The sequence below is a fragment of the Streptomyces sp. NPDC088116 genome, assembly GCF_044741745.1.
Classification (GTDB): Bacteria; Actinomycetota; Actinomycetes; order Streptomycetales; family Streptomycetaceae; genus Streptomyces.
Genome location: NZ_JBIUTF010000005.1, coordinates 488,773 through 510,539, shown reverse-complemented (window position 1 = coordinate 510,539; position 21,767 = coordinate 488,773). Strand labels below are relative to the sequence as shown.

Genomic DNA, 21,767 nt, shown 5'->3' with positions numbered 1-21,767 from the left:
CGGAAGAGAGCAGAGTCGCCATGTCCTTGTCCTTGTCCTTGCCCTTACGCCCGCTCCGTACGGCCGTGATCGCCGCCGCGACCGGGGCCCTGTCCGTCATCGGCTTCACCGCGCCGGCCACTTCCGCACCGGTCACCACCTCCACGCCGGCCGCGTCCATACCCGCGTCCCCCGCCTCGGCGCAGACGGCGGCCGCCCCCGCCGAGGTCTGGAACCCGCCGGGCAACCTGGTGCAGCCACTGGACGAGGTCTGGAGGCACGTCGAGTCGACGTATCCCAACCTCTACGGCTTCAAGAACTACGGCTGGGACCAGCTGATGGCCAACAAGGGCACCCTCAACTACTGCGTCCGGTGGGAGTCCGACCAGCCGGTCACCGCCCAGTTGCGGGACGAGATCCACACCGCCCTCAAGCGCCAGTCCAAGAAGTGGATCGACACGGTCGCGGGCTTCGACGGCTTCCCGTACAGGGAAGTCCCGGTCAACATCGTCGGCTGGGCCGTCAAGAATCGCTCGACCCTCCAGTGGACCGACAACTCGGTCGACATCTACACCAACAATCTCGACGGTGGAGGCGCCCCTCAATGCGCCCCCGACTGCGGGCGCTTCTTCCATCAGGACGGCAACTACAGCAAGTGTCCCGGCGGTTCCGCCCGCCACTACGACCAGTCGCTGTGGCTGACCAAGGGCTTCCAGGGCGGCGCGGGCGGTGACTGGGGGCAGCGGATCGGCAGCGAGTACATGGTCGGCGCGCGCAACCAGGAGGACATCCACATCCTTGAGCACGAGATCGGGCACACCTACGGGCTGGACGACTTCTACGACTGGTCGCCGACCGGTGTCGGCGGCTTCATCATGAAGGCGGGAAGCGCCACCCGGATCACCGAGTTCGACAAGTGGATGTACCGGGACTTCTGGCGCCACCTCAAGAGCCGCTACGGCCTCTGACACGTACGCGGCGGGCGGCGCGACGGGCACGGCGTAGGACGGCGTACGTCGGCGTACGTCGGCGTACGTCGGCGTACGGGAATGGTGCGGACCGGCACACAGTCCGAGCCGGTCCGCACTCCCGTACCGCCCGTACCGCCTTACCGCCCGTACTTCCCGCACCGCCCGTACGTACCCCCGCACCCTCCACGCCCCTTAACCCGAACGTGACTTGTTGCCCAGGCAGCAACAAGATTAGGTTTGCCTTACTTACTCCCGGAAGATCCGGGCTGCCGTCAGGGAGGCCTCTCCACGTGTCCAGTACCTTCACGCGCCGCATCACCCTGGCGGCAGCGGCGACCGCGTTCACGCTCCCCCTCAGCGCGTGCGGCGGCGACAGCGACGACCCCGCGGACAGGGGAGCCGACGGCGGGGCCGCGACGCACACGGTCAAGACGGTCATGGGCGAGGTGAAGGTCCAGGACGCGCCGAAGCGGGTCGTCGTGCTGGACACCGACGCGCTCGACTCGGCCGTCACCCTCGGCGTAACACCGGTCGGCGCCACCACCGTTGCCGACAAGGCACCCGTCTCCACGTACCTCCCCGAGGCCGAAGTGAAGGGCATCGAGCCCGTCGGGCTGATCGGTGAGCCGAATCTCGAAGCGATCGCCGCGCTGAAGCCGGACCTGATCCTGAGCAGCAAGGTCCGCGACGGGAAGAACTACCCGGCGCTGTCGGAGATCGCCCCGACCGTCTTCTCCGAGACCACCGGTCCGGCCTGGCGCGAGAACTTCGAACTGCACGCCGACGCCCTCGGCAGGAAGAACGAGGCGAAGAAGGTCGTCTCCGCCTACAGCGCGCACGTCAAGCGGGTGACCGGGGCGCTGGGCGGGCCCGCCGAGGCGAAGAGGACCACGTTCGGCTTCGTACGGTTCGTGGAGGGCGCGGACACCCGCCTCTACCTGAACGACACGTTCGTCGGGTCCATCTACAAGGACCTCCAGGTCGGCCGGCCCGCCAACCAGGACAAGACCGGCTTCTCGCTCGACGTCAGCCCGGAACAGATCGACAAGGCCGACGCCGACGTCATCTTCTACTCCACCTACGGCGACGCGAAGAAGGCCAAGGAGACCGACACGGTCGGCGGTCTGCTGTGGAAGAAGCTGAACGCGGTGAAGAAGGGCACGGCCTTCAAGGTCGACGACAACCTGTGGATGCTCGGCACCGGATACACCGGCGCCGGCAAGATCCTGGACGCGGTGGAGAAGAGCCACACCTCGGTCACACGGTAGGCCCGAAGGCCGCGCGGTACGGGCCCGGCAGCATGCTGCCTGCCCGCCGTACTCAGCGAGCGGGGCGGCCGGTCCGCCGGGCGAGCGGGTTGGCGACCGTACCGCGCACGACGCCGAAGTCCTCGCCCCGTTCCCTACGGTCGTCCAGATCGCCGTCCAGCAGCTGCTCGCGGTTGAGGGCGACGCGCGGGAAGGACGGGGCGAGCAGGCCGAACGGCGCGATGTGGTGCGCCAGTTCGGGGAAACGGGCGTGGTAGCGCTCGACCTCGGCCCGTACCAGCCCCCAGAACTCCCCCTCCGGCACGCCCAGATGCTCGGCGACCAGTAGCGCGAAGAACCGGAAGTGCCCGGAGAAGACCGCGCTGAGCAGCGAGTGCGCCAGCTCGGGGGCCGGCCGGCGCGGCAGTACCCGGTCCGCGCGCTCGGAGAGGCCCGTGCGCTCGGGGTACGTACCGGGGAGGAGGCTCACGTCCTCCGCGACATCCTTGACGGCGACGCCGACGGGGAACTCGCGCCTGTCGAAGAGGATGACGGTGTTCTCACCGTGCGGCCGGAAGGCGACCCCGTACCGGTAGAGGAAGTGCAGCAGTCCGGGCAGCAGCGCGCCCAGGAACCGGCTCAGCCAGGCGGTCCCCGACAGCCCCGAGCGCGCCACCAACTCCTCGGTGAGCGTGCGCCCGTCGGAGCCCGTCATGAGCAGCGACGCCATGGTGCGGGCCCGCTCGCGCTCACGGAGCTGGGCGGTGACGGGCTCGCGCCAGACCGCGCCGAGCAGCTCGTGGTAGCGGTACGGCGCGTCCGTGACGCACTCGTACAGCGGATGGCCGACCGCGACGGCCGCGACCTCGCCGAGCGGATGGAAACGCAACTCGTCACGGAGGTACGGGTCGCCGTCGCGCACCGCGTGCAGCCAGGCACTCACATCCGGAGCGGCCTCGGTCGCCTCACTGGCGAGTCCACGCCATCGCAGAGTGTTACGAATCAGGAGGGGCAGCTTTACGTTGCGACGGCGCGGATGGTCCAGGTTGGCGAGCGTACGGATGGACTGAAGGGGGCGGTAGCGATCGGCGCTCTGGCCGAGCAGCACAAGACGGCTGTCGGCGATGTAGGGCGCGAACAGGGTGGCGACGGCCTCGTCCCAGTGAAAGGGGTGGACAGGGAGCCAGACGAATTCATCGGCGGGAAGCCCGCTGTGCGCACAGGCCTGGTCGAGGGCCACGGCGAACCGTATCCGTGTGTGGAGGTCCAACTCCTCCGCCAGCAGCTGCTCGGCGTCCAGTCCGGGGACCCCTGAGTAGGCGGCGAGATCGGTGTGCACGGCCACCCATGTCAGGCGGATGGCGCGGGCGGACTCGGGCGCGTACGCGGCGGCGTCGGACGCGGAGAAGCCGAGCCGGCCCTTGTTCAGGAGCATCGAGGGATGGCCGTCCTGGTAGGCCTCCAGGTCGAGATGGCCGAGATCGGCGAGGTCGGCGGCGGGCAGCGCGCGCCCGATCGCCTCGGCCTGGGCGCGCCGGGTGGCGGTCAGCTCGCGCAGCGCCTCGGCGGTGGTGGGCCCGTCCCAGCCGAGAGTGGCACGGGCGTCCAGCAACAGCCGCTCGGGACCGGCCTCCTGGCCGTACGGGGCGTCGGGGTGCCGCCGCAGGGAGCCGGGCTCGACGCGCCAGGCGGCAAAGGGGCCACGCGTCGCGCGGAACGTCCAGCGAACGCCGTCCCCGAGGTCGAGCCGATAGGGGACGGGGACGGTGGGGGCGGTGGGGGTCGGGGCAGTGCGGGTGGCGGGATCGGGGGTGGGGGTGGGGACGGGGGGAGGGGGAGCGGGAATCCGGTCATCGGCTTCGGGGACATCCGGTACGGGGACGAGCAGCTCCTCGTACGCGAACTCCTCAACCGCCTTGACCAGCAGGCACCGACCGGCCTGCGCCCAGGTGTCACTGGCCGCACGGGCGTCCCGAGCGCTACGGGCGTCACGGGTATCCCGGGCGTTGTGAGCGTTGTGAGCGTTGTGGGTGTTGTGGGTGTTGTGGGTGTGATGGGTGTCAGGAGTAGTGGGGCGCTTCATCCGGACTCTCCTCGGAGTGCCGGTGTTCCGAACGTCGTCCATGCCGCGCGTTCCGGCACCCGTAGCACCGTCCGCCCCGCCGCCGCGTTCAGGATCGTCGCCGCACGCCACGCGCCCAGCGTGAGATCGGGGGCGCTGACGCCGTGGGTGTGCAGCTCGGCGTTCTGGACGTACAGCGCGCCGGTCACCGTCGGATCGAGCGCGACCCGGTAGTCGCCGTCGATCCGGTAGCGGCCCTTGTCGTCCCAGTCCACCAGCTTCGCCAGGGGGTCCAGGAAGGGCGGGCGCACCGCCGCGTATCCCGTGGCCGCGACGATCGCGGACGTACGGACCTCGAACAGTTCGTCCTGTTGCGTGTGCCGACAGGTCAGCAGATAACCGCCGCTGCCACCAACGCCACCGCCGGTTCCACCGCCGGTTCCGCTGCCGCTGCCGGGAAGGACCTCGACCCCCTCGACCGCCACGCCCGGGTGGAGCGCGGCGCGCGGCTCCGTGCCGCCAATGGTCCGCTCGTACAGTTCGTCGTGTATCTCGCCCAGCGTCTCCTCGCTGACGCCCTTGTACAGCTGCCACTGCTCCCGTACGAGCCGCTCGCGCCGCTCCTCCGGCAGGGCGCGGAAGTACCGGATGTAGTCGGGCGTGAAATGCTCCAGGCCGATCTTGGAGTACTCCATCGGCGCGAAGGCGGGGGTACGGGCCAGCCAGCGGACGTACGGGCCGCCCTCGCCGCCGCCGTCCTGGTGGCGCAGCAGGTCGAGCGCGACCTCGGCGCCGGACTGGCCGGCCCCCAGGACCGTGACATCGTCGAGCCCGGCGAGGCTCGTCCGGTGGGTGCGGTAGTCGGCGCTGTGCAGGACGCGCCCCGCGTGCGCGGGGGTGAGCAGCGGGCGCAGCGCTTCCGGCACGACCGGGTTCGTGCCGACGCCGAGGACGATCCGCCGCGCCAGCACGCGCGACGTGGTGGTGCCGTCCGCCGAGCGGTGGGTGACGGCGAACGCGTCGGCGCTCGCATCCCACTCCAGCTCCGTGACCCGCGCGTCGAAGCGGCAGGACGGCAGCCGCTCGGCGACCCAGCGGCAGTAATGGTCGTATTCGCGGCGCGGTATGTGGAACCGCTCGGAGAAGAAGAAGGGGAACATCCGGTCGTGTTCCCTCAGGTAGTTGAGGTACGACCAGCGGCTGGTCGGGTCCGCCATCGTCACGAGGTCGGCGAGGAAGGGCACTTGCAGAACCGTTCCGTCAAGGAGCAGTCCCGGGTGCCAGGAGAAGGCGGGCTTGGCGTCGAGGAAGAGGGTACGGAGGTCGGGCGCCCCGTCGCAGAGCGCGGCCAGCGAGAGGTTGAAGGGCCCGATGCCGACGCCCACCACGTCATAGATCTCGGGCTCGTGCTGGTGCGTTCGCTGGTGTTCGGTCGTCACCGCTGGTCCTCCGCGAGGGTGTTGGGTACATCCGTATGGCCGGACACGGCCTGGGCAGGGGCATCCACGCCGTCCGAGATATCGGAGGCACGCGAGGCGCCGGCCCGACCGGCCTCGTGCGGGTTCACGGCGCGCCTGCCTCCTCCGCGTGGCCCGCCGACACGACCGCGAGCAGCAGCCGCTCCACCTCGTCCCGTGTCGTGTGCGGGTTGAGGAGGGTGAGCTTCAGTCGTACGCGCCCCGGTCCCTTGCCGGGGAGTTCCGTACGCCCGACGACGGCGCGGCCCTCGCGCAGCAGCCGTCGGCGCAGCGCGGCGTTGATCTCGTCGGCGCGCGACGCGTCGTCGGGCAGGTAGCGGAACAGGAAGGCCGTCAGGACCGGTTCGCAGTGCAGTTCCAGCCGGGGGTGTTCCCGTACGGTCCGGGCGCCGGACAGCGCCAGGTCACGGCAGGCGTCGACCAGCCGGCCCAGCCCCTCCTTGCCCAGCGTCCGCAGGGTCACCGCGATCTTGAAGGCGTCGGCGCGGCGCGTCGTACGCAGCGACAGGCCGAGCAGGCTCGGGTAACCGGCCTCCTCGTCGTCGGCGGGGTTCAGGTAGACGGCCCGCCGTGCGAGGGAGGCGTACGTCTCCGAGTGGCGCACCAGGAAGATGCCGGCGGCGGCGGGCTGCCAGCCGAGTTTGTGCCAGTCGAGGGAGACGGAGTCGGCGAGTTCGAGGCCGTCCAGGAGCGGTGCGAGCTGGTCGGAGAGCAGCGCGCCGCCGCCGTACGCCGCGTCCACGTGCAGCCAGGCGCCGTGCTCGGCGGCCAGCGCGGCGCACGCGCGCAGCGGGTCGATGGCTCCGGTGTCGGTGGTGCCTGCCGTGGCCACGATCGCGACCGGCAGCTCCCCGCGCTCGGCGCAGCCGTCGAGGACGGCCGCCAACGCGTCCGGTTCCATGCGCTGTTCGTGGTCGACCGGGACCGGCAGCACCGCGTCCTCACCGAGCCCGAGGAGGGCGGACGCGCGCTGTACGGAGAAGTGGGCGGCGGCGGAGGCGAGGATACGGGGACGGGGACGGGGGCTCAGTCGTCCCGCAGAGGCCGTGTCACCGCCCGGTCCCGTGTCGCCGCCCGATGCGGTGTCGCCGCCCGATGCCAGGTCGGCGCCCGGTCCCGCGTCCGGCAGGCCGCTCAGCTCGATCTGCTGTCCCGTAGCCGCGCCGAGGACCCGGTCCCTGGCCAGCATCAGGCCCATCAGGTTCGACTCCGTACCGCCGGAGGTCAGCACGCCGGCGGCCCGGTCGGGGTCGTACCCCACCAGCTCCGCCAACTCCCGCAGCAGCATGGTCTCCAGAGCCGTCGCGGCGGGTGCCTGGTCCCAGGAGTCCTGGGACGGGTTGAGCGCGGAAACGGCGAGATCGGCGGCGACCGCGACCGCGAGGGGCGGGCAGTGCAGATGGGCGGCGCAGGCCGCGTCGGCGGGGTCGGCGCTGCCGTGGGCGAGGAGTTCGGTGAGCCGGTCCAGCGCGGATGCGCCGGTCGCGGCGGACGAACTGGTGTCAGCGGACCCCCCATTGACGCCAGTCACCCCTGTAGCGGCGGACCCACCGCCGAACACCTCCGCGACAGCCGCCGCGATCTCCTCCGGCCGCCCCTCGGCGACAGGGCCGCCGCGCCGCTTGGCGCCCCTGCTCAGGGCGTGCAGCACCGTGGCGATCAGCGGCTCCAGGACCTGCGGCCCGTCGACCCCGCCGGACAGGTCGGTCGCCAACGGCCCGGACCTCACACCCGTCCCCGCACCAGCCCGCGTTCCCGCTCCCGCTCCCGGACGAATTGAGCCGATCTCCCGCAACACCTGGCTCATGACCTCATCTGTCCCATCTACACCGGTCAACTCATCTACCCCAACCAAACCATCCAACCCGGCCATCCCAGCCATCCCATTCAACCCGTCCACCATTTCGCCCACTGCCCTGCCCACGTCAGCTGCCCCGCCCACGTCCACCACGCCGCCCCCGTCCACCACTTCACGCACGTCCACCACGCCGCCACCGTCCACCACTTCACGCACGTCCACCACGCCGCCCCTGTCCCTGTCCCTGCCCCTGCCCCTGACCATCCGTCAGTTCCTGTGCCTCGGCGATCGCGTCCATGAGCCGGTCCAGTACCGCTTCCGCCTGTTCGTCCGTGATGACGAGCGGCGGGAGCAGCCGGACCGTGGCACCGAAGCGCCCGCCGAGTTCGACGATCAGGCCTCGGTCGAGACAGCCTGTACGGACGCGTTCCGCCAGTTCCGGGGCGTACGGATGGGCGCCGCAGGAGTCCACCGGGCCCTCCGGGTCGACCAGTTCCACTCCGATCATCAGGCCGCGCCCCCGGACATCGCCGATCACCGGCAGCTGGGAGCGCAGCCCCTCCAGACGCGCCGTCATCCGCGCGCCGACGGTCGCGGCGCGCTCGGCCAGCCCCTCCCGGGCCACGTACCGCAGCGTCGCCGCACCGGCGGCCATCGCCAGCGTGTTGCCCCGGAACGTGCCCGTGTGGGCGCCGGGTGACCAACCGTCGTACTCCTCGTCGTACACGATCACCGCCAGCGGCAGACTCCCGCCGATGGCCTTCGACATCACCATCACGTCCGGCACGATCCCGCTGTGTTCGACCGCCCAGAACGCGCCCGTACGCCCGACCCCCGTCTGCACCTCGTCCACGATCAGCGGGATCTCCCGCTCGCTGGTGATCCGCCGCATCTCGCGCAGCCACCCGTCCGGCGCGGGCACCGCGCCGCCCTCGCCCTGCACCGCTTCGAGGATCATCGCGGCGGGCCGTACGACACCGCCGGACGGATCGTCGAGAAGCCGTTCGGTGTACGTGGCGGACAGCTCGGCGCCCCGCTCGCCGCCGACTCCGAACGGGCAACGGTACGAGTACGGATACGGCAGCCGGGTCACCTCGGCCGAACTCCCCGAGGAAACCGGCTCCTTGACCGCGACCGCACCGGTCGCTGCCAGCGCCCCGGCGGTCATGCCGTGGTACGCCCCGGTGAACGCGAGCAGCCCCCGCCGCCCGGTCGCGGTCTGCGTCAGCTTCAGCGCCGCCTCCACCGCGTCCGTACCGGCGGGCCCGCAGAAGTGGATCCGGGCCCGGTCGGCGAACTCCGGCGGCAGGGTCGCGAAGAGCGCGTCGGTGAAGTCGTCCTTCTCCGGTGTCGCCAGGTCGAGTACGTGCAGGGGTGCCCCGCTGTCCAGCGTGCGCCGGACGGCCTCCAGTACGACGGGATGGTTGTGCCCGAGGGCGAGCGTCCCGGCGCCGGAGAGGCAGTCGAGATAGCGGCGGCCGTCGGCCCCCTCGACCGTCATGCCCTCGGCGCGGGCCGGGACGATCGGGAAGGAACGGGCGTACGTACGTGCCGAGGATTCCCGGGCGTGCTGGCGTACCAGAATGCCCGCCGCGCGGGACTCCGGGTTCGGGAGCGACTCGACGGACGACTCGGAGGACGGCTCGGAGAGCGACTCGACGGACGGCTCGGAGGGCGGTCCAGAGGCCGGGGAGGGCTCGCTCGCGGGCAGGATGGTGGCGGGGGGCACGGTCATGACACGGCTCCGGAGGACGAAGGGGCGGACACGGCTGGTTCGGCCTCGGAATGGTGAGCGGAACAGGGGCGGGCGGAACAGGGACGGGCGGAGGGGCGGGCGGAACAGGGAGTGCCGTGCGGCACCGAACGGGGTTCGGAAGAGGGGGCGGCGCAGGTCTGCGGCATGCCAAACAGCTTGCACCTATGACGAGTTGGCGCGTAGCGGGCGAGTGGCCGGTGCGCCCGCGCCGGACATCCGCGGACGGTCACATGATCGTCAGACGCGCCCACCGGCCGGGGCGCGGCACCGTCCGGCCCACAGGCTCGAACCCGTATTCGATGTGGGCGGCAAGCACGGTCTCGTTGCCGGTGACTGCCGGTACGGCCCTGTCACCACTGCCGCCGTCGTGGCATTCGGTTCCGGCACGGCCCCTCCAACACGGCCTCTTCAACTGGACAGACTGGACAGTACGGCCGACAACCCGAACAGCACCGCCAGAATCTTAGGCAAGCCTAACCTAACAACTTCCTGAGTGGATACCAAGCGCCCGATATACCCACGGTTACTTTCCGGCCGCACCGGGGCCCCGTCGGCGTACTGTGGAGATACCGAGGGGCATTCCGCACACCCGCTGCCATGCCGGTGTCGTTCCCGGAGTTCCACAACACCGGGCTCGATCGTGTCGAGCCCGGAGGCGGGTCAGTCTGATGACGACCACTCTCACACTCCTCACCAACTCGGACGAGGGCCCGGACGCCCCGAAGATCCCGGTCCCTGCCCAGCCGGACGTATCGGCGGACCGGCCGGACGTATCCGCGGAACCGGTCCGCCTGACGCTGGCCCCGGCCGGCCGGGGCACGGGCGCCCTCGACGGTGCCTGGTGGCCCCGGTCCCGCGACCTCGCGGTGGAGCTTCCCGCACTGACCGCCGCCATGGACGGATCGCAGGGCCGGATCACCCGCGCACTGGTCAATCCCACCCACTGGCCGGTCGTGCCGCGCAAGGTGCGGGTGGCCGGACGGATCCTTCATGTGGGGTGGTTCATGGCCGAGCAGGACCAGCACAAGGTGATCCTGCGCTCGTACTCCGAGGGCCGCTGGGATCTGCTGGTGATCCCCCCGGAGACCTCGCCGGCCGCGGCGGCCCGGCTGATGAGGGCGGCCTCGGACCCGGAGAATCCGTTGACGGCGAGCGCTCTGATGAAGAACGAGGAGTGAGGAACAGGCCCGAGGAACAACAGAACGCGGGACGGAACCGACGGAGGAGGCAGAGGCATTCATGGAGAACGCACTCACCGACGCACTCACCGCGGTGGTGATCGTGGCCCTCGTCGCGGCGGGATACGTGGTGATCCACATGCTCAACGCGCAACACCGGCAGAGCATCACCACGCACACATACGGCCGGACCCTCTGGGACCCCCAGAACCGCGCCGCCACCCGCGCCCTCCGCGGCGAACCGACGACCCACGGCGCCCACCCGGCCGGCAGCAGGCACGGACACCACCGGGACCGCCTCCGATTCCGCGGCCCGTGGGCCCACAGCCACGACAAACACGGAAGCGGTACGGAGACGGTCGGTACGGAGACAGGCCGTACGGAGACAGGCCGTACGAGCGGAGGCAGCACCGGCGGAGGCAGCACCGGCGGCAGGGAACCCCCTCGGCCCTAGATCAGGGCCAGGGCCATGGACACGCGGGCGATCCGTCTCAGCCGCGGTGTACGCAGTACAGGGGGCCGTCGTAGGCAGCGATATCGACCCCGGTGGATGAAATGGCGTAGCCGACGCGTGCCGGTGTGCTCCACCCCTCGCCGACGTTGTACCGGGTCCACCGCAGCTCACCGTGTCCGGAATCCTCACCAACGTAGTAGACGCAGTACAGGTAGTCCTTGTAGCGGGTGATCGCGGGCGTATAGGACGTGCGGACCGGATTTCCGTTCCTGTCTTCGATGCGCTGGTCGTCGCTCCATTCCTGTGTCTTGCTGTTGTAGGTGATCCAGTACAGGTAGTCGCCGTCGCGGTCGTGCACGCAGTACAGGAGGTCTTTGAACCGGTCGATGGCAGGTGACCGGGTCGCGCCGATATTGCCGGGGATCGCCTGGTCACTGTTCCAGGTCTTCTCCGTGGTGTTGTGTGTGATCCACCGCAGGCGGCCGTTCTCGTCGTCGTGCACGCAGTACAGAAGACCGTCGTAGACCGTGACCGCAGGCGACTTCGCCGATCGGACGACCTTCCCCTGGGCGTCCTTCAACAGCTCCTGCTGGGACCATCCGATCCCGGCGCCCTCTGTGTTGAAGCGGGACCACCACAGACGACTGTCCGTGCTGTCGCGGTGGTGAACGCAATAGAGGAAGTCGTTGGCATGCGTCACCGCGGGTGCGCCAAAGCTGGGTACGCGGTCTCCGAGAACGTCGACGACGGCCTTGTCACCCCTCCACTGGGCAGTCTCCTTGTCGTAGATGTTCCACCACAGCTCCGGATTGCTCACGGTGTCCTGGTGAAAGCAGTACAGCAGGTCTTTGTACGCCTCGATGGCAGGTGCGAAGGGCGAGAAGGTGTTGGGAATTCCAAGGTCGTTCGACCAGCCGGTGTCGTAGGAAACCCACCGCAGTTCCTTGTTGCTCACGTCCATTTCTTTCATTCACCTCTTGTCGTGTCGATGAGCGGGTTCGGGACGGGGGAACGTGTCCCGTTCGTGCGCGAGTTGTCCGTTGAGGTAGGTGGCCAGGACGGTGCGGTCGTCTCCCATCACCGCGAGAGCGAACAGGAGATCGTCGATGGACTCGGCCCTGGCCGTGCGTGTGGCCAGCAGTGGGGTGGCGGCGGGGTCGAGGACGATGAAGTCGGCTTCGTTTCCTGGCTCCAGCGACCCGATGATGCCGTCAAGGCGCATCGCTTTCGCCGCGCCCAGGGTCGCCAGGTAGAACAGCTTGACCCCGTCCATCGGACAGTCGTCCAGAGCACCGACCTTGTACGCCTCGCTCGCGGTCTGGAGCAGCGAAAGACTGGTGCCACCGCCGACGTCGGAGCCGAGTCCGACGAGCACCCGTCGGCCCGGTTTGGTCGCACGGCGCATGGAGAACAGGCCGGAGCCCAGAAACAGGTTCGAAGTCGGGCAGTGCGCAACACCGCTGCCGGTCCGGTGCAGGCGTTTCCATTCGCGCTTGGACAGATGCACCGCGTGCGCGAAAACCGCACCAGGCCCCAGCAGTTCGTGTTGCTCGTAGACGTCGACGTAGTCGCGGTACTTCGGGAACAGCTCGGCGACCTGGGCCACTTCCTGGCGGTTTTCGGCCAGATGAGCCTGTACGAGGGTGCCGGGATGCTCGCGCCACAACGCTCCGGCCACACGCAGCATTTCGGACGTACAGGCGACCGCGAATCGGGGTGTGATCGCGTAGAGACTGCGACCGACTCCGTGCCACTTCTCGATCAGTTTTCTGGATTCCTCGTAGCCCTGCTCGGGAGAAGCGTCCAGCAACTCAGGCGGGGCATTACGGTCCATCAGCACCTTGCCCGCCGCAAGCCGCATCCCACGGCCGACGCTCTCCTCGAACAGCGCGTCAACCGACTCCGGATAGGTGGCGCAGTTGACCAGAGCGGACGTCGTGCCGTTGCGCAGCAGCTCGTCACAGAACAGGGCAGCGACCGCTCGCGCATAGGAGGGATCGGCGAATCGCTCCTCCTCCGGATAGACGGAGGCGTTCAGCCACTCCAGCAACTGGCGGCCGTAGGCGGCAATGATCCGTGTCTGTACGTAATGGACATGGCCGCTGATGAGTCCCGGCAGAATCAGCTTGTCCCGGTGGTGCACGACAGTGACACCCGGCGGGAGACCGCGGACAAGGCGGCCGTAATCCCCGACAGCACTGATTTTCCCGTCCCGACAGACCAGCAGCCCGTCGTCCACATGCACCAGTGCGTCATCGCCGGAGGTCAGGAACGGGTCGTCGCGGAACCACACGAGGCTGCCCCGGATCGCCGTCAGCATTGAGCACCGTCCACTTGTACCGGGAGCATCACAAAATACGATTAATTCGGGTGAACTCCCCCAAAAACTACCACGGGGAGTCCGGCTCAAATAGCAATTCAGCCTCGTTCGCGGTCATTTGGCGCGAGTACGCCACCCGGGCATGCGAGGCAATCGCGCACGAAAGCCCGCGGCGCGCGCGATCACCTCCCCCTCGATCCCGATCATCGTTCACTAAAACGAACGTAGGGTTCACCCACGCCGACTGGTTCGGTATAGTGAACGCATGGTTCACTCAATCGAGGGTCTTCGGGCAGAGACGGGCGCACGGGTCACCGCCCACCCCGACGGCTCCCGCACCCCACCGCACAGGCGATGCCGATGACGCCCCCGCCGTCCGGCCGACAGCCGGTGAGCAGTACCGCGGCCGCGGTCGGCACGAAGATCCGGCTGCGCCGCCAGCAGCGCGGCATGAGTGCCGCGGAGATGGCCCGGCGCGCCGGGCTGAGCAAGGCGACGCTGTCGCAGCTGGAGGCCGGCAACGGCAATCCGACGATCGACACCCTGGACGCAATCGCGATCGCCCTGCGCATCCCCATCGCCGACCTGCTGGCGCGTGACGCCGACACCGGGCCGGTCTTCCGGCCGGGCACGGACACCGAGCCCGGCGAGGTCTCCCGCGAACTGCTGCGCCGTATCAGCAGCGGCAATAGCCTGGAGATCTGGCGGCTGCGCATTCCGCCCGAGACAGAGCTGCCCGGCGTCCCGCACGCCACCGGCACGATCGAGCACCTGCTCATCGCCACCGGGCACGTCACCGCCGGCCCCGTCGACGCCCCGCAGGAGCTGGGCCCCGGCGACATGCTCGCCTTCGCCGGAGACGCCCCGCACTTCTACCGCACCGGCGCCCAGGAAGTGGACATCACCGTCGTCTTCGCCTCCCCCATCAGCACCTGAGAAGCACCCGCGACGCGCCGAAACGCACCCCTGAGACACACCCCGAGACGCCCCCTGAGACGCCCCCTGAGACACACCTGCGACCAAGGAAGACCCCTCATGAGCACCACCATCGCCACCACCCCCTCCAGCCGCGCCTTCAGCAGCGACAACATGGCCGGGGCATCCCCGCAGATAGCCCAGGCCGTCGCCGACGCCGCCGTCGGGCAGGTCCTGCCGTACGGCAACGACCCCTTCACCGACAGCGCCCGCCGCAGGCTCGGCGAGATCTTCGAGCGGGACGTCGATGTCTTCCCGGTCTCCACCGGGTCCGCCGCCAACGCCCTGAGTCTGGCCGCCGTCACCCCGCCGTGGGGCAGCGTGCTCTCCCACCCCGACAGCCATATCAACCACGACGAATGCGGCGCTCCGGAGTTCTTCACCAACGGTGCCAAGCTCGTCGGTGTCCCCGCTTCCGACAGCAAGATCGACCCCGAAGCGCTCCAGGCGGCGGTGCGCCGCCGGGCCGGTGACGTGCACAGCGTGCAGCCGTCCGTGGTGAGCATCAGCCAGGCCACCGAGAGCGGCAGCGTCTACACCCTGGAGGAGATCCGCCGCCTGTCCGCCATCGCCAAGGACGCGGGACTGCGCGTCCACATGGACGGCGCGCGCTTCGCCAACGCCCTGGACCATCTCGGCGCCGCCCCGGCCGAGATGACCTGGAAGGCCGGCATCGACGTCCTGTCCTTCGGCGCCACCAAGAACGGCGCGATGACCGCCGACGCCATCGTCTCCTTCGACCCCGCACTCGCCACCGAACTCGCCTTCCGCGCCAAGCGCGCCGGCCAGCTCGCCTCCAAGATGCGCTTCCACGCGGCCCAGATCGACGCGTACCTCACCGACGGCCTCTGGCTGCGCAACGCCCGCCAGGCCAACGCGATGGCCACCCGGCTCGGCGACGGCCTCAAGGCCATCCCCGGCACCGGCCTGCCGGCCACACCGCAGGCCAACATCCTCTTCTGCCGACTGCCCCAGCAGGTCACCGAAGGACTCCTCGCCGAGGGCTACGCCTTCTACCACGACCGCTGGGAACCGGGGATCGTCCGGTTCGTCACCGCCTTCTCCCACAGCGCCGACGACATCGACCAGCTCCTCGACGCGGTCCGCCGCCACACCCGCTGAACGTCACCCGGCGGCGCGCAGGGGGTCGTCCGCCGGTCGGCAGGCGGGGCAGTCGCCCGGTTCGGGGGCGCGAAAGGCGCGATCGCAGCGGTCGCAGTTCTGGAGCGGATCGACACGCGGTGCCGCCCGTACGGCCGGGAGGGGCGGCGGCAGCAATTCGGTGAGCCGATGTCCGAGCAGCGCCGCCGGGTGACGGACGCCCTCCGGTGGCAGCAGGGCCGTCAGGGTGCGCTGTACGGCAGCGGGCTCAACTCCCCTTTCCAGCCAGGCCGATACGGCGGGCGCGAGACGGTCGACGTCACGGGCGGAGAGGATCAGACGCGGATCATGCCGCCGAAGCCCGGCGAGCAGCTCGGCGGCGGTGCGGTGCCGGGTGAGATCGGGGTGACCGGGCTCGGGAAGAGCCGGGCCCGGGACGACAACTGCCGGTACGGGCGCGGATTCCGGGGCAGAGGCCGGGGCCGGGGCTGTCCGTACGGGCTCGGGCCTCGGCACCGGTCTCCGCACCGTCGGCGTCGGCACGGTCCGCGTCCGCGTCGGCATCACGGCCAGTGGCATGTCGTACGAGACGGTCCGCGTCACCCAGCGCCCACCCGGGACACGCTCCCGCGTACGCACCAGATAGCCGTGCTTCTCCAACTCCCGCAACGCGGCCGCGATCGCGACCTCGCCCTCGGGACACTGCGCGGCGAGATGCTTGATGCCGATCTTCGCGCCGTCGGGAAGCGACTGGATGTACACCCCGATCCCCCGTGCGACAAAGGACAGTTCACGGTGCTGGGCGAGGTGGTTCCCGACGACGACGAACCGTTCGGTGTGCCGGTGCCGCTGGTGCGTGACACCGGACGGGGGAACGGTGGCCTGAACGCCGGACCGGGCGCGCGTGCGCGCGCTAAGCTGCTGAAGAGCCATCGGGAAGCTGTGATTCCTAGGTGGTTAGGCCCTCGATCGGGATTCGCAGTCCCGGCCGGGGGCCGAAGTTTTTGTGAGGTTGTGTCGCAGAGCGTAACCACACCAATCCACCTGCTACGACCAGATGTTGCCGTATTCACCCGTCCGAGTGAGGGGGTGGAGGGGTGGGTTGGGAAGGATTCTTTCCCCGAGTTCTTAACGCTTCTACATCGCGCCTCACCGAGTCGCGGCCAGCCGGGTCGTGGAATCCCACGACCCGGTGCGACCAGGCGCTTTATCCCCGCCGGGCTACCGCGCGGGGCAGCCGTACTCCCTGCGGACGCGGTGCGGACTGCACGCCACCAGGTTGACGGAGAGGAATCGCCCGCCCGTCACCCACCAGCCCCCGACGACATCCTCACCGGCCGCCAGCCGCCGCACGCTCTCGTCACGATCGGCGGCCGGGGCGTAGGTGCCCGCGAAAATGCGTGCGTGCCGGGCCAGTTGTTCCGCGTACCAATCCGCCGCCTCTTTCGGTTCGGTGAACGTCGCCTCGATCCGGGCACTGTTCTTGAGTAACCAGTCCGCGCTTTCGAGAGGCATCACCTGAGCCGTCGAGAACTCCGGATACCCAGGTCGCCGGTGGGCGTCGCCCGGCTTCACCAGTACCTCACCGGGCCCCAGCCATACGTACGCGTGGTGGTGCGGTCCCACGTCTCTCCTCCACGATCGGCAGGCGGCCCCGCCCGCTGGACGGGGCCGCCCGGTTCAACGACCAGCCGTTACGTCCGGCCGAAGCTGTTACGTCCGACCGCAGCCGTCGCCGTCGCCGCAGCCGCCGGAGGGATTACCGCCCTGCCCGTCGTCCCCGCCGCCGCTCCCGCCGCTGCCGTTGCCGCCGTCCTCTCCGCCGTGCTTGACCAGGTCAATGCGGTGTCGCATGGTGACCTCCTGTGCTCTGTCGGCACCGGGTCCGTCCGGATGCCGGTTGGTGCAGCGCTGGGCCCCTTGTGGCCCGACCCGTTCCGGCCGGCTGTTCCTTCGCCGGGAGTCCGGCCGGAGCGGGAGTTACGTGGATCGCCCGTTCACAACCCGCCCCGCCTGCTCCGCTTGTTTCGCTCAGCCACGCGCACGCCGAGCGAGTCGGCGGGAAGCTCGGCAGACGGCTCGGCCAAGGGCTGAAGGGGTCGTTCGTCGTTGGAGCACGATGAATGCCCGCATTCGCACGGAGGCCAGCGCAACGCCGAACCGGGGACGAGGTCCTCGCCCTCCGCACCTGGGGTGGACTTCTGGATGATGAGGACGCCGTTCGTGCCGAGCTCGTCCGTCAGCCGGGAGAGAAACCGCCGCACCTTGCTGTGTGTCATTCCGCCACTCGCTTCAGTCCGTGGAGTACGCGTTCCGTGAGCGCCCGAGTCACCGGGGCGTAGACCCGGGGAACGGATTCAGGCACCAGACGCCAGAAGCCACCGCTGTGAACCGTGGCCTCAAGCTCAGGCGTGCTGTTCACCGTTTCGGGAGCCTGCTCGCACATGCGGGTGTGTGCCTCCGTGATCAGATCACCACCGTCCGTATCGGTGGCTGTGCATCAGTGAACGAGCGGACGGCCACGCGGACGAGGAAATGTCGGCGAGACGAGCACCGGCCCCAACCGGAAATTTCCCGATCGGCCAGTTCTGCTCAGGCGCACCCACTGGCTACGGTGAATTCGTGGAGGGCAACCGGAACCTCAAGAGTCGCCTGGACGAAGCGGGCTTCACACAGGCCGAATTAGCCGAAGCGGTGAACGCTTATCTGCGTGTCCTCGGCCATGACGGGACCGTGAGTGACCGCACCGTACGCAACTGGCTGACCGGGAAAACCCGTTGGCCTCACCCTCGGCAAAGGGAAGCTCTGGAGGCAGTGTTCAGCTGCCGGATCGCTGAGCTGGGCTTCGCGCCCCGGGGAGAGATCGCTCCCTCATTCGCGGGACCAACGGAGGCCCCTGTGCAACGCCGCAGCTTCATCAGCGCATCCACGGGGATGGCCTTGACCGCCGTCGGCACCGTCGGCACAGTTGGCGCCGCCCCGGCCCGTGCCGCCCAGCGAAGGGTCGGGGCGGGCGACGTGCAGCGGCTGCTGGGCAGGTTCGCCACACTCATCGCGAGCGACCATCGATACGGCGGCCGACTTGCCATTGAGGCCCAAGCTTCGACCTTCGCCGGTGAAGCCTTGGCCCTTCAAGCGCGCGGCACTGCAAGCCAGCGTGTACGGGGCGCCCTGTACGCCTGCGCCGCTTCCTTCACCTCCAGCGCCATGTGGGCCGCCATCGACGGACGCCGCTTCGACGAGGCACAGCGCCACTTCGACCGGGCAGCCAGCCTCGCAGCCATGTCAGGTGATCCCACCATCCAGTTCCGCGTCTGGTCCCACGCGGGCAGCCTCTACCGACATCTCGGGCGCCCTGTCGACGCCTTGGCCGCCAACGATGTGGCGCGCGGCCTGCCCATCGCGCGGCGTGACCCGATATTCGCTTCGCTCGGGCACGCCCGCCACGCTGCCATTCACGGCATGAGCGGCAACGCAACGGCCGTCCGCCGGGTCATCGCGTACGCCCAAGAGGCACTCGACTGCGCCGACCCCAAAGAACACCGCCCTGTATGGCTGAACGCGTTCTACGACCAGGCGGAGCTGGAGAACCTGGCTCTCGCCGCGAATCTCAGCCTGGGCGACTTCGAACAAGCTGAATCGCACGCCCACCGAAGTCTGGCTCTACTGCGCCCTCATATGTACCGCACCCGAGCCATCACCACCGCTCGGCTCGCTCACGCTCAACTCGGACAAGGCGATATCGAACCCGCCATCGCCACCGCGATGTCCATTCCCACCGACATCTTCACCACCCACCCGCGCGTCACCAGAATGCTCGGTGGCTTCGGCATCAAGCTCCACGCCGCCGCACCGTCCAGCGCACTCACTCTCGCTTGGGACCAATACACCTACGACTCCCGAAGGAACAACGCGTGACCAGCCTGGGCATCGAACTACGACACGCGCTCGAAATAGATCCCATACGGCATGAACTCATCGAGGTCTTCGCCGAAGTACGTGCCGCTCAGCTTCACCAACCCCACTACTCCGTTGAGCGGTACAGCGAACGGCTGGATCGGCATGCTGCTGAAGCGGGGTGGGAAGCCGTCATCGCTTATCAAGGCGATGAGCCTCTGGGATACGCGTATGTCAACACGCTCCAGCCGGAGGACCGTTGGTGGAAGCGTATGACCACCCCTCTGCCTGCGGGATGCACGGACATCCCGACCGTGGCCCTGAAGGAGATCATGCTCCGCCGCCCCTGGCGCGGAACCGGTCTGGCGCTGCGGATTCATGACGAGCTTCTCGCGCACCGGTCGGAGAAGCAGGTCTCCCTGCTGGTAAACCCGCAGGCGGGGGACGGCAAGGTGCAGGCGCTCTACCAGTCCTGGGGCTACGAAGCGGTCAGCACACAGCAGCCTTCTGCCGACGGACCGGTCCTCACCGCGATGCTGCGTGCCGCCCGGGGTTCATAGCGATGCCCAGCGCCGACGCACGATGGGGCGGGCCCCCGCCAAGAGGTCCCGCCCCATCGTCAATGGGTCATGCGGCAATAGGCCGTGCGCCCTGGATCAGAAGCGGTCCGGGGCACGCTCCGGGAGCGGAGACCCGGGGAGCGCGTCCCGCTTCTGGTTCTTGCGGGCCTCCTCGTTCGATTCGGCCGTCGCCTCGCAGGTCACGTCCTTCGCCGGGAGCTTGCCGGTGAGCAGGTAGTCGGTGACCGTGCCGTCCGTGCACGCGTTGCCGTTCGGGTAGACGCCGTGGCCCTCGCCGCCGAGCACGGTGAGCATCTTCGAGCCCTTCAGAGCGGCGTGCAGGGCCTGGCCGCTGGGCAGCGGGGTCTGCGGGTCCCACTCGTTCTGGACGACCAGGGCGCCGACCTTGTTGTTGACCTTGGTCGCCGGTTCCACGGACCTGTCCCAGAACGCGCAGGGCTTGATGCTGGACGCGAAGTCGCCGAAGAGCGGGTAACGGCCCTTGTCCTCGATGGCGTCCTGGCGGTAGCTCTCGGGATCGCGGGACCACGCGGCCGAGTTGTCGCCGCACACCACGGTCCAGAAGCTCGCCGTCCCGTTGTCGGCAGGCGCCTCGGCGGCACGGGCGGCGGCGCCTGCCGTCCCGGGCTCTTCGGGGCCGGCGAACGGCGCGAGCCTCTTCGCGGAGGCGGGCTCGCCTTCCGCCGCCTTCTTCAGCTCCACGAACGCCTCGGTGGCGTACTGCGGGCTGAAGATCTCCCCGCGCATACCGCTGCGGATGTCATCACCGGTGACCGGCTGCCCCTCGAATTCGATGGGCTTCTCGTCGGCCTGCGCGACCAGGTCCCAGAAGGTCCGGTCGACCTCCTTCGGGGTGGCACCGAGGCCGTACTTCTCGGAACGCTCGGCGGCCCACTCGGTCCACCGGTCGAACGCGGGCTCGGCGCCCTCCGCCCACCACTGCATCATCCCTCGCCAGGCGCGCGCCGGATCGACCGCGCTGTCCAGCACGAACCGGTCGGCCCGGCCCGGGAAGAGCTGGGTGTAGACGGCACCCAGGTAGGTGCCGTACGAGTAACCCACGTACGAGATCTTCTTCTCACCGAGGATCGCCCGGATCAGATCCATGTCGCGCGCGGTGTTGCGCGTGGTGATGTGCGGGAGCGTGTCGCCCGCCTTCTCCTCGCACTTGTTCGCGACGTCGCGCGCCCAGGCGACGTCCTTGTCGAAGGTTTCCGGCTTGTACGGCCGCAGCGGGTTCTCCTCCTCCGGCGTCAGACCGCAGGAAACCGGGCTGCTCTCTCCCACACCGCGCGGGTCGAAGCCGATGAGGTCGTACTTCTGCTGTGCGGACTCGGGGAGCCTCTCCCGCATCCCCAGCGGCATATAGAGGCCCTCACCCCCGGGGCCGCCGGGGTTGGAGAACAGGACACCGTGCCGCTTGTCGGGCGCGGTGCTCCTGATCCGGGATATGGCCAGGTCGATCCGCTTGCCCCCGGGAGCCCGGTAGTCCAGCGGGACCTTGATCGTGGCGCACTCGAACTCCGCCGGGGAGTCGGCATCGCACCGCTTCCACTGCGGCTTCTGCTCCGCGTAGCGGTCCAGCGCGCCCCTGGCGGCGGACGGGAAGGCGGGCGAGGAGGCGGCCGACGGGGTCGCGGTCGACGGGGTCGCGGCCGGCGCGGCGGTGGCCGTCGAGGTGGCGAGCGCGGGAGCCAGCGTGGCCGTGACACTCACGGCCAGCAGGGGTGCGAGTCGTCTTCTGCGCACGATATCGATCCTTCCGGTCACATGTTCGGACAGGAAAGATCTTTCAGGAACCGCCACGCCTGCGGATCCCCCGCCGGGCTGCACCTCTCCTCCGCCCTGGGAATGACACAACAGCCTTGGGTGGTCCGCGAGTTGTATGAGTTTTGGGGGACCGACCGCCTTCAGTGACGGGCGGTACCCGCCCGAGGCATCCGGGCGCGGGAATAGCCACCCGCCCCTCA

Annotated in this window: 19 protein-coding genes; 8 read left to right on the top strand and 11 right to left on the bottom strand. The window is 69.3% G+C overall.

What is annotated here, in order from left to right; all coding sequences use genetic code 11:
* Positions 1 to 20: 20 nt before the first annotated feature.
* Both ACIOJD_RS22790 and ACIOJD_RS22785 read left to right on the top strand, forming a co-directional pair.
* Positions 21 to 947: a hypothetical protein gene (locus ACIOJD_RS22790; RefSeq protein WP_401916563.1), complete on the top strand. Its 927-nt coding sequence runs from the start codon at positions 21 to 23 to the stop codon at positions 945 to 947.
* A 293-nt stretch (positions 948 to 1,240) separates the two neighbouring features.
* Entirely contained in the window at positions 1,241 to 2,218 is a 978-nt protein-coding gene (locus ACIOJD_RS22785) for an ABC transporter substrate-binding protein (RefSeq protein ID WP_401916559.1), read from the top strand.
* Positions 2,219 to 2,270: 52 nt separating this feature from the next.
* Here the strand turns inward: ACIOJD_RS22785 and ACIOJD_RS22780 are convergent, their stop codons facing one another.
* The 5 genes from ACIOJD_RS22780 to ACIOJD_RS22760 form a co-directional block, all read right to left on the bottom strand.
* Positions 2,271 to 4,280: an IucA/IucC family protein gene (locus ACIOJD_RS22780; protein ID WP_401916557.1), complete on the bottom strand. Its 2,010-nt coding sequence runs from the start codon at positions 4,278 to 4,280 to the stop codon at positions 2,271 to 2,273.
* On the bottom strand, positions 4,277 to 5,698 hold the full coding sequence (locus ACIOJD_RS22775) for a lysine N(6)-hydroxylase/L-ornithine N(5)-oxygenase family protein (RefSeq protein ID WP_401916554.1): 1,422 nt from the start codon (positions 5,696 to 5,698) through the stop codon (positions 4,277 to 4,279). Before ACIOJD_RS22775 ends, ACIOJD_RS22780 begins: the two co-directional genes overlap by 4 nt.
* Positions 5,695 to 5,826, bottom strand: a complete 132-nt coding sequence (locus ACIOJD_RS22770) for a hypothetical protein (RefSeq protein WP_401916551.1) — start codon at positions 5,824 to 5,826, stop codon at positions 5,695 to 5,697. The genes ACIOJD_RS22775 and ACIOJD_RS22770 overlap by 4 nt, the downstream gene beginning before the upstream one ends.
* On the bottom strand, positions 5,823 to 7,451 hold the full coding sequence (locus ACIOJD_RS22765; RefSeq protein ID WP_401916549.1) for a pyridoxal phosphate-dependent decarboxylase family protein: 1,629 nt from the start codon (positions 7,449 to 7,451) through the stop codon (positions 5,823 to 5,825). The genes ACIOJD_RS22770 and ACIOJD_RS22765 overlap by 4 nt, the downstream gene beginning before the upstream one ends.
* A gap of 292 nt (positions 7,452 to 7,743) precedes the next feature.
* The gene (locus tag ACIOJD_RS22760) at positions 7,744 to 9,270 is read right to left on the bottom strand and encodes a diaminobutyrate--2-oxoglutarate transaminase (RefSeq protein WP_401916547.1); all 1,527 of its coding nucleotides are present in this window, start codon (positions 9,268 to 9,270) and stop codon (positions 7,744 to 7,746) included.
* Positions 9,271 to 9,959: 689 nt separating this feature from the next.
* On the opposite strand from ACIOJD_RS22760, the gene ACIOJD_RS22755 reads away from it, so the two are divergent.
* A complete protein-coding gene (locus ACIOJD_RS22755; RefSeq protein ID WP_401916544.1) occupies positions 9,960 to 10,469 on the top strand; it encodes a DUF5994 family protein in 510 nt (169 codons plus the stop codon).
* A gap of 61 nt (positions 10,470 to 10,530) precedes the next feature.
* The gene (locus ACIOJD_RS22750) at positions 10,531 to 10,923 is read left to right on the top strand and encodes a hypothetical protein (RefSeq protein ID WP_401916542.1); all 393 of its coding nucleotides are present in this window, start codon (positions 10,531 to 10,533) and stop codon (positions 10,921 to 10,923) included.
* A 37-nt stretch (positions 10,924 to 10,960) separates the two neighbouring features.
* Here ACIOJD_RS22750 and ACIOJD_RS22745 read toward each other — a convergent pair whose 3' ends face one another.
* Positions 10,961 to 11,884: a hypothetical protein gene (locus tag ACIOJD_RS22745; protein ID WP_401916539.1), complete on the bottom strand. Its 924-nt coding sequence runs from the start codon at positions 11,882 to 11,884 to the stop codon at positions 10,961 to 10,963.
* 9 nt (positions 11,885 to 11,893) lie between these two features.
* The gene (guaD, locus tag ACIOJD_RS22740) at positions 11,894 to 13,243 is read right to left on the bottom strand and encodes a guanine deaminase (protein WP_401916536.1); all 1,350 of its coding nucleotides are present in this window, start codon (positions 13,241 to 13,243) and stop codon (positions 11,894 to 11,896) included.
* Positions 13,244 to 13,603: 360 nt separating this feature from the next.
* Between guaD and ACIOJD_RS22735 the strand changes: the two genes are divergently transcribed.
* Positions 13,604 to 14,179 (top strand): helix-turn-helix domain-containing protein, encoded by a 576-nt coding sequence (locus ACIOJD_RS22735; protein ID WP_401916533.1) that lies wholly within the window; start codon positions 13,604 to 13,606, stop codon positions 14,177 to 14,179.
* 99 nt (positions 14,180 to 14,278) lie between these two features.
* A complete protein-coding gene (locus ACIOJD_RS22730) occupies positions 14,279 to 15,340 on the top strand; it encodes a threonine aldolase family protein (RefSeq protein ID WP_401916531.1) in 1,062 nt (353 codons plus the stop codon).
* A 3-nt stretch (positions 15,341 to 15,343) separates the two neighbouring features.
* On the opposite strand, the gene ACIOJD_RS22725 is transcribed toward ACIOJD_RS22730, so the two are convergent.
* The 3 genes from ACIOJD_RS22725 to ACIOJD_RS22715 all read right to left on the bottom strand — a co-directional run bounded on the left by ACIOJD_RS22725 (position 15,344) and on the right by ACIOJD_RS22715 (position 17,173).
* Positions 15,344 to 16,252, bottom strand: coding sequence for a helix-turn-helix domain-containing protein (locus tag ACIOJD_RS22725; RefSeq protein ID WP_401916528.1), 909 nt, complete (start codon positions 16,250 to 16,252; stop codon positions 15,344 to 15,346).
* A gap of 288 nt (positions 16,253 to 16,540) precedes the next feature.
* The gene (locus ACIOJD_RS22720; protein ID WP_401916526.1) at positions 16,541 to 16,945 is read right to left on the bottom strand and encodes a hypothetical protein; all 405 of its coding nucleotides are present in this window, start codon (positions 16,943 to 16,945) and stop codon (positions 16,541 to 16,543) included.
* 87 nt (positions 16,946 to 17,032) lie between these two features.
* Positions 17,033 to 17,173 carry a hypothetical protein gene (locus tag ACIOJD_RS22715; RefSeq protein ID WP_401916523.1) on the bottom strand — a complete coding sequence of 47 codons (141 nt, stop codon included), beginning with the start codon at positions 17,171 to 17,173 and terminating at the stop codon, positions 17,033 to 17,035.
* Positions 17,174 to 17,941: 768 nt separating this feature from the next.
* Here ACIOJD_RS22715 and ACIOJD_RS22710 point away from each other — a divergent pair.
* On the top strand, positions 17,942 to 19,237 hold the full coding sequence (locus tag ACIOJD_RS22710) for an XRE family transcriptional regulator (RefSeq protein ID WP_401916520.1): 1,296 nt from the start codon (positions 17,942 to 17,944) through the stop codon (positions 19,235 to 19,237).
* Positions 19,234 to 19,776: a GNAT family N-acetyltransferase gene (locus tag ACIOJD_RS22705; protein WP_401916517.1), complete on the top strand. Its 543-nt coding sequence runs from the start codon at positions 19,234 to 19,236 to the stop codon at positions 19,774 to 19,776. Before ACIOJD_RS22710 ends, ACIOJD_RS22705 begins: the two co-directional genes overlap by 4 nt.
* 96 nt (positions 19,777 to 19,872) lie before the next feature.
* Here the strand turns inward: ACIOJD_RS22705 and ACIOJD_RS22700 are convergent, their stop codons facing one another.
* Complete coding sequence (locus tag ACIOJD_RS22700; protein WP_401916514.1) at positions 19,873 to 21,546, bottom strand: alpha/beta hydrolase; 1,674 nt, start codon at positions 21,544 to 21,546, stop codon at positions 19,873 to 19,875.
* Between the last annotated feature and the right edge of the window lie 221 nt (positions 21,547 to 21,767).

Excerpts from the sequence above, each read along its gene's own strand:
- ACIOJD_RS22735 (WP_401916533.1), top strand. The coding sequence starts at position 13,604 with ATGACGCCCCCGCCGTCCGGCCGACAGCCGGTGAGCAGTACCGCGGCC.
- ACIOJD_RS22725 (WP_401916528.1), bottom strand. The coding sequence starts at position 16,252 with ATGGCTCTTCAGCAGCTTAGCGCGCGCACGCGCGCCCGGTCCGGCGTT.
- ACIOJD_RS22715 (WP_401916523.1), bottom strand. The coding sequence starts at position 17,173 with ATGCGACACCGCATTGACCTGGTCAAGCACGGCGGAGAGGACGGCGGC.
- guaD (WP_401916536.1), bottom strand. The coding sequence starts at position 13,243 with ATGCTGACGGCGATCCGGGGCAGCCTCGTGTGGTTCCGCGACGACCCG.
- ACIOJD_RS22755 (WP_401916544.1), top strand. The coding sequence starts at position 9,960 with ATGACGACCACTCTCACACTCCTCACCAACTCGGACGAGGGCCCGGAC.
- ACIOJD_RS22790 (WP_401916563.1), top strand. The coding sequence starts at position 21 with ATGTCCTTGTCCTTGTCCTTGCCCTTACGCCCGCTCCGTACGGCCGTG.
- ACIOJD_RS22780 (WP_401916557.1), bottom strand. The coding sequence starts at position 4,280 with ATGAAGCGCCCCACTACTCCTGACACCCATCACACCCACAACACCCAC.
- ACIOJD_RS22760 (WP_401916547.1), bottom strand. The coding sequence starts at position 9,270 with ATGACCGTGCCCCCCGCCACCATCCTGCCCGCGAGCGAGCCCTCCCCG.
- ACIOJD_RS22745 (WP_401916539.1), bottom strand. The coding sequence starts at position 11,884 with ATGGACGTGAGCAACAAGGAACTGCGGTGGGTTTCCTACGACACCGGC.
- ACIOJD_RS22730 (WP_401916531.1), top strand. The coding sequence starts at position 14,279 with ATGAGCACCACCATCGCCACCACCCCCTCCAGCCGCGCCTTCAGCAGC.
- ACIOJD_RS22750 (WP_401916542.1), top strand. The coding sequence starts at position 10,531 with ATGGAGAACGCACTCACCGACGCACTCACCGCGGTGGTGATCGTGGCC.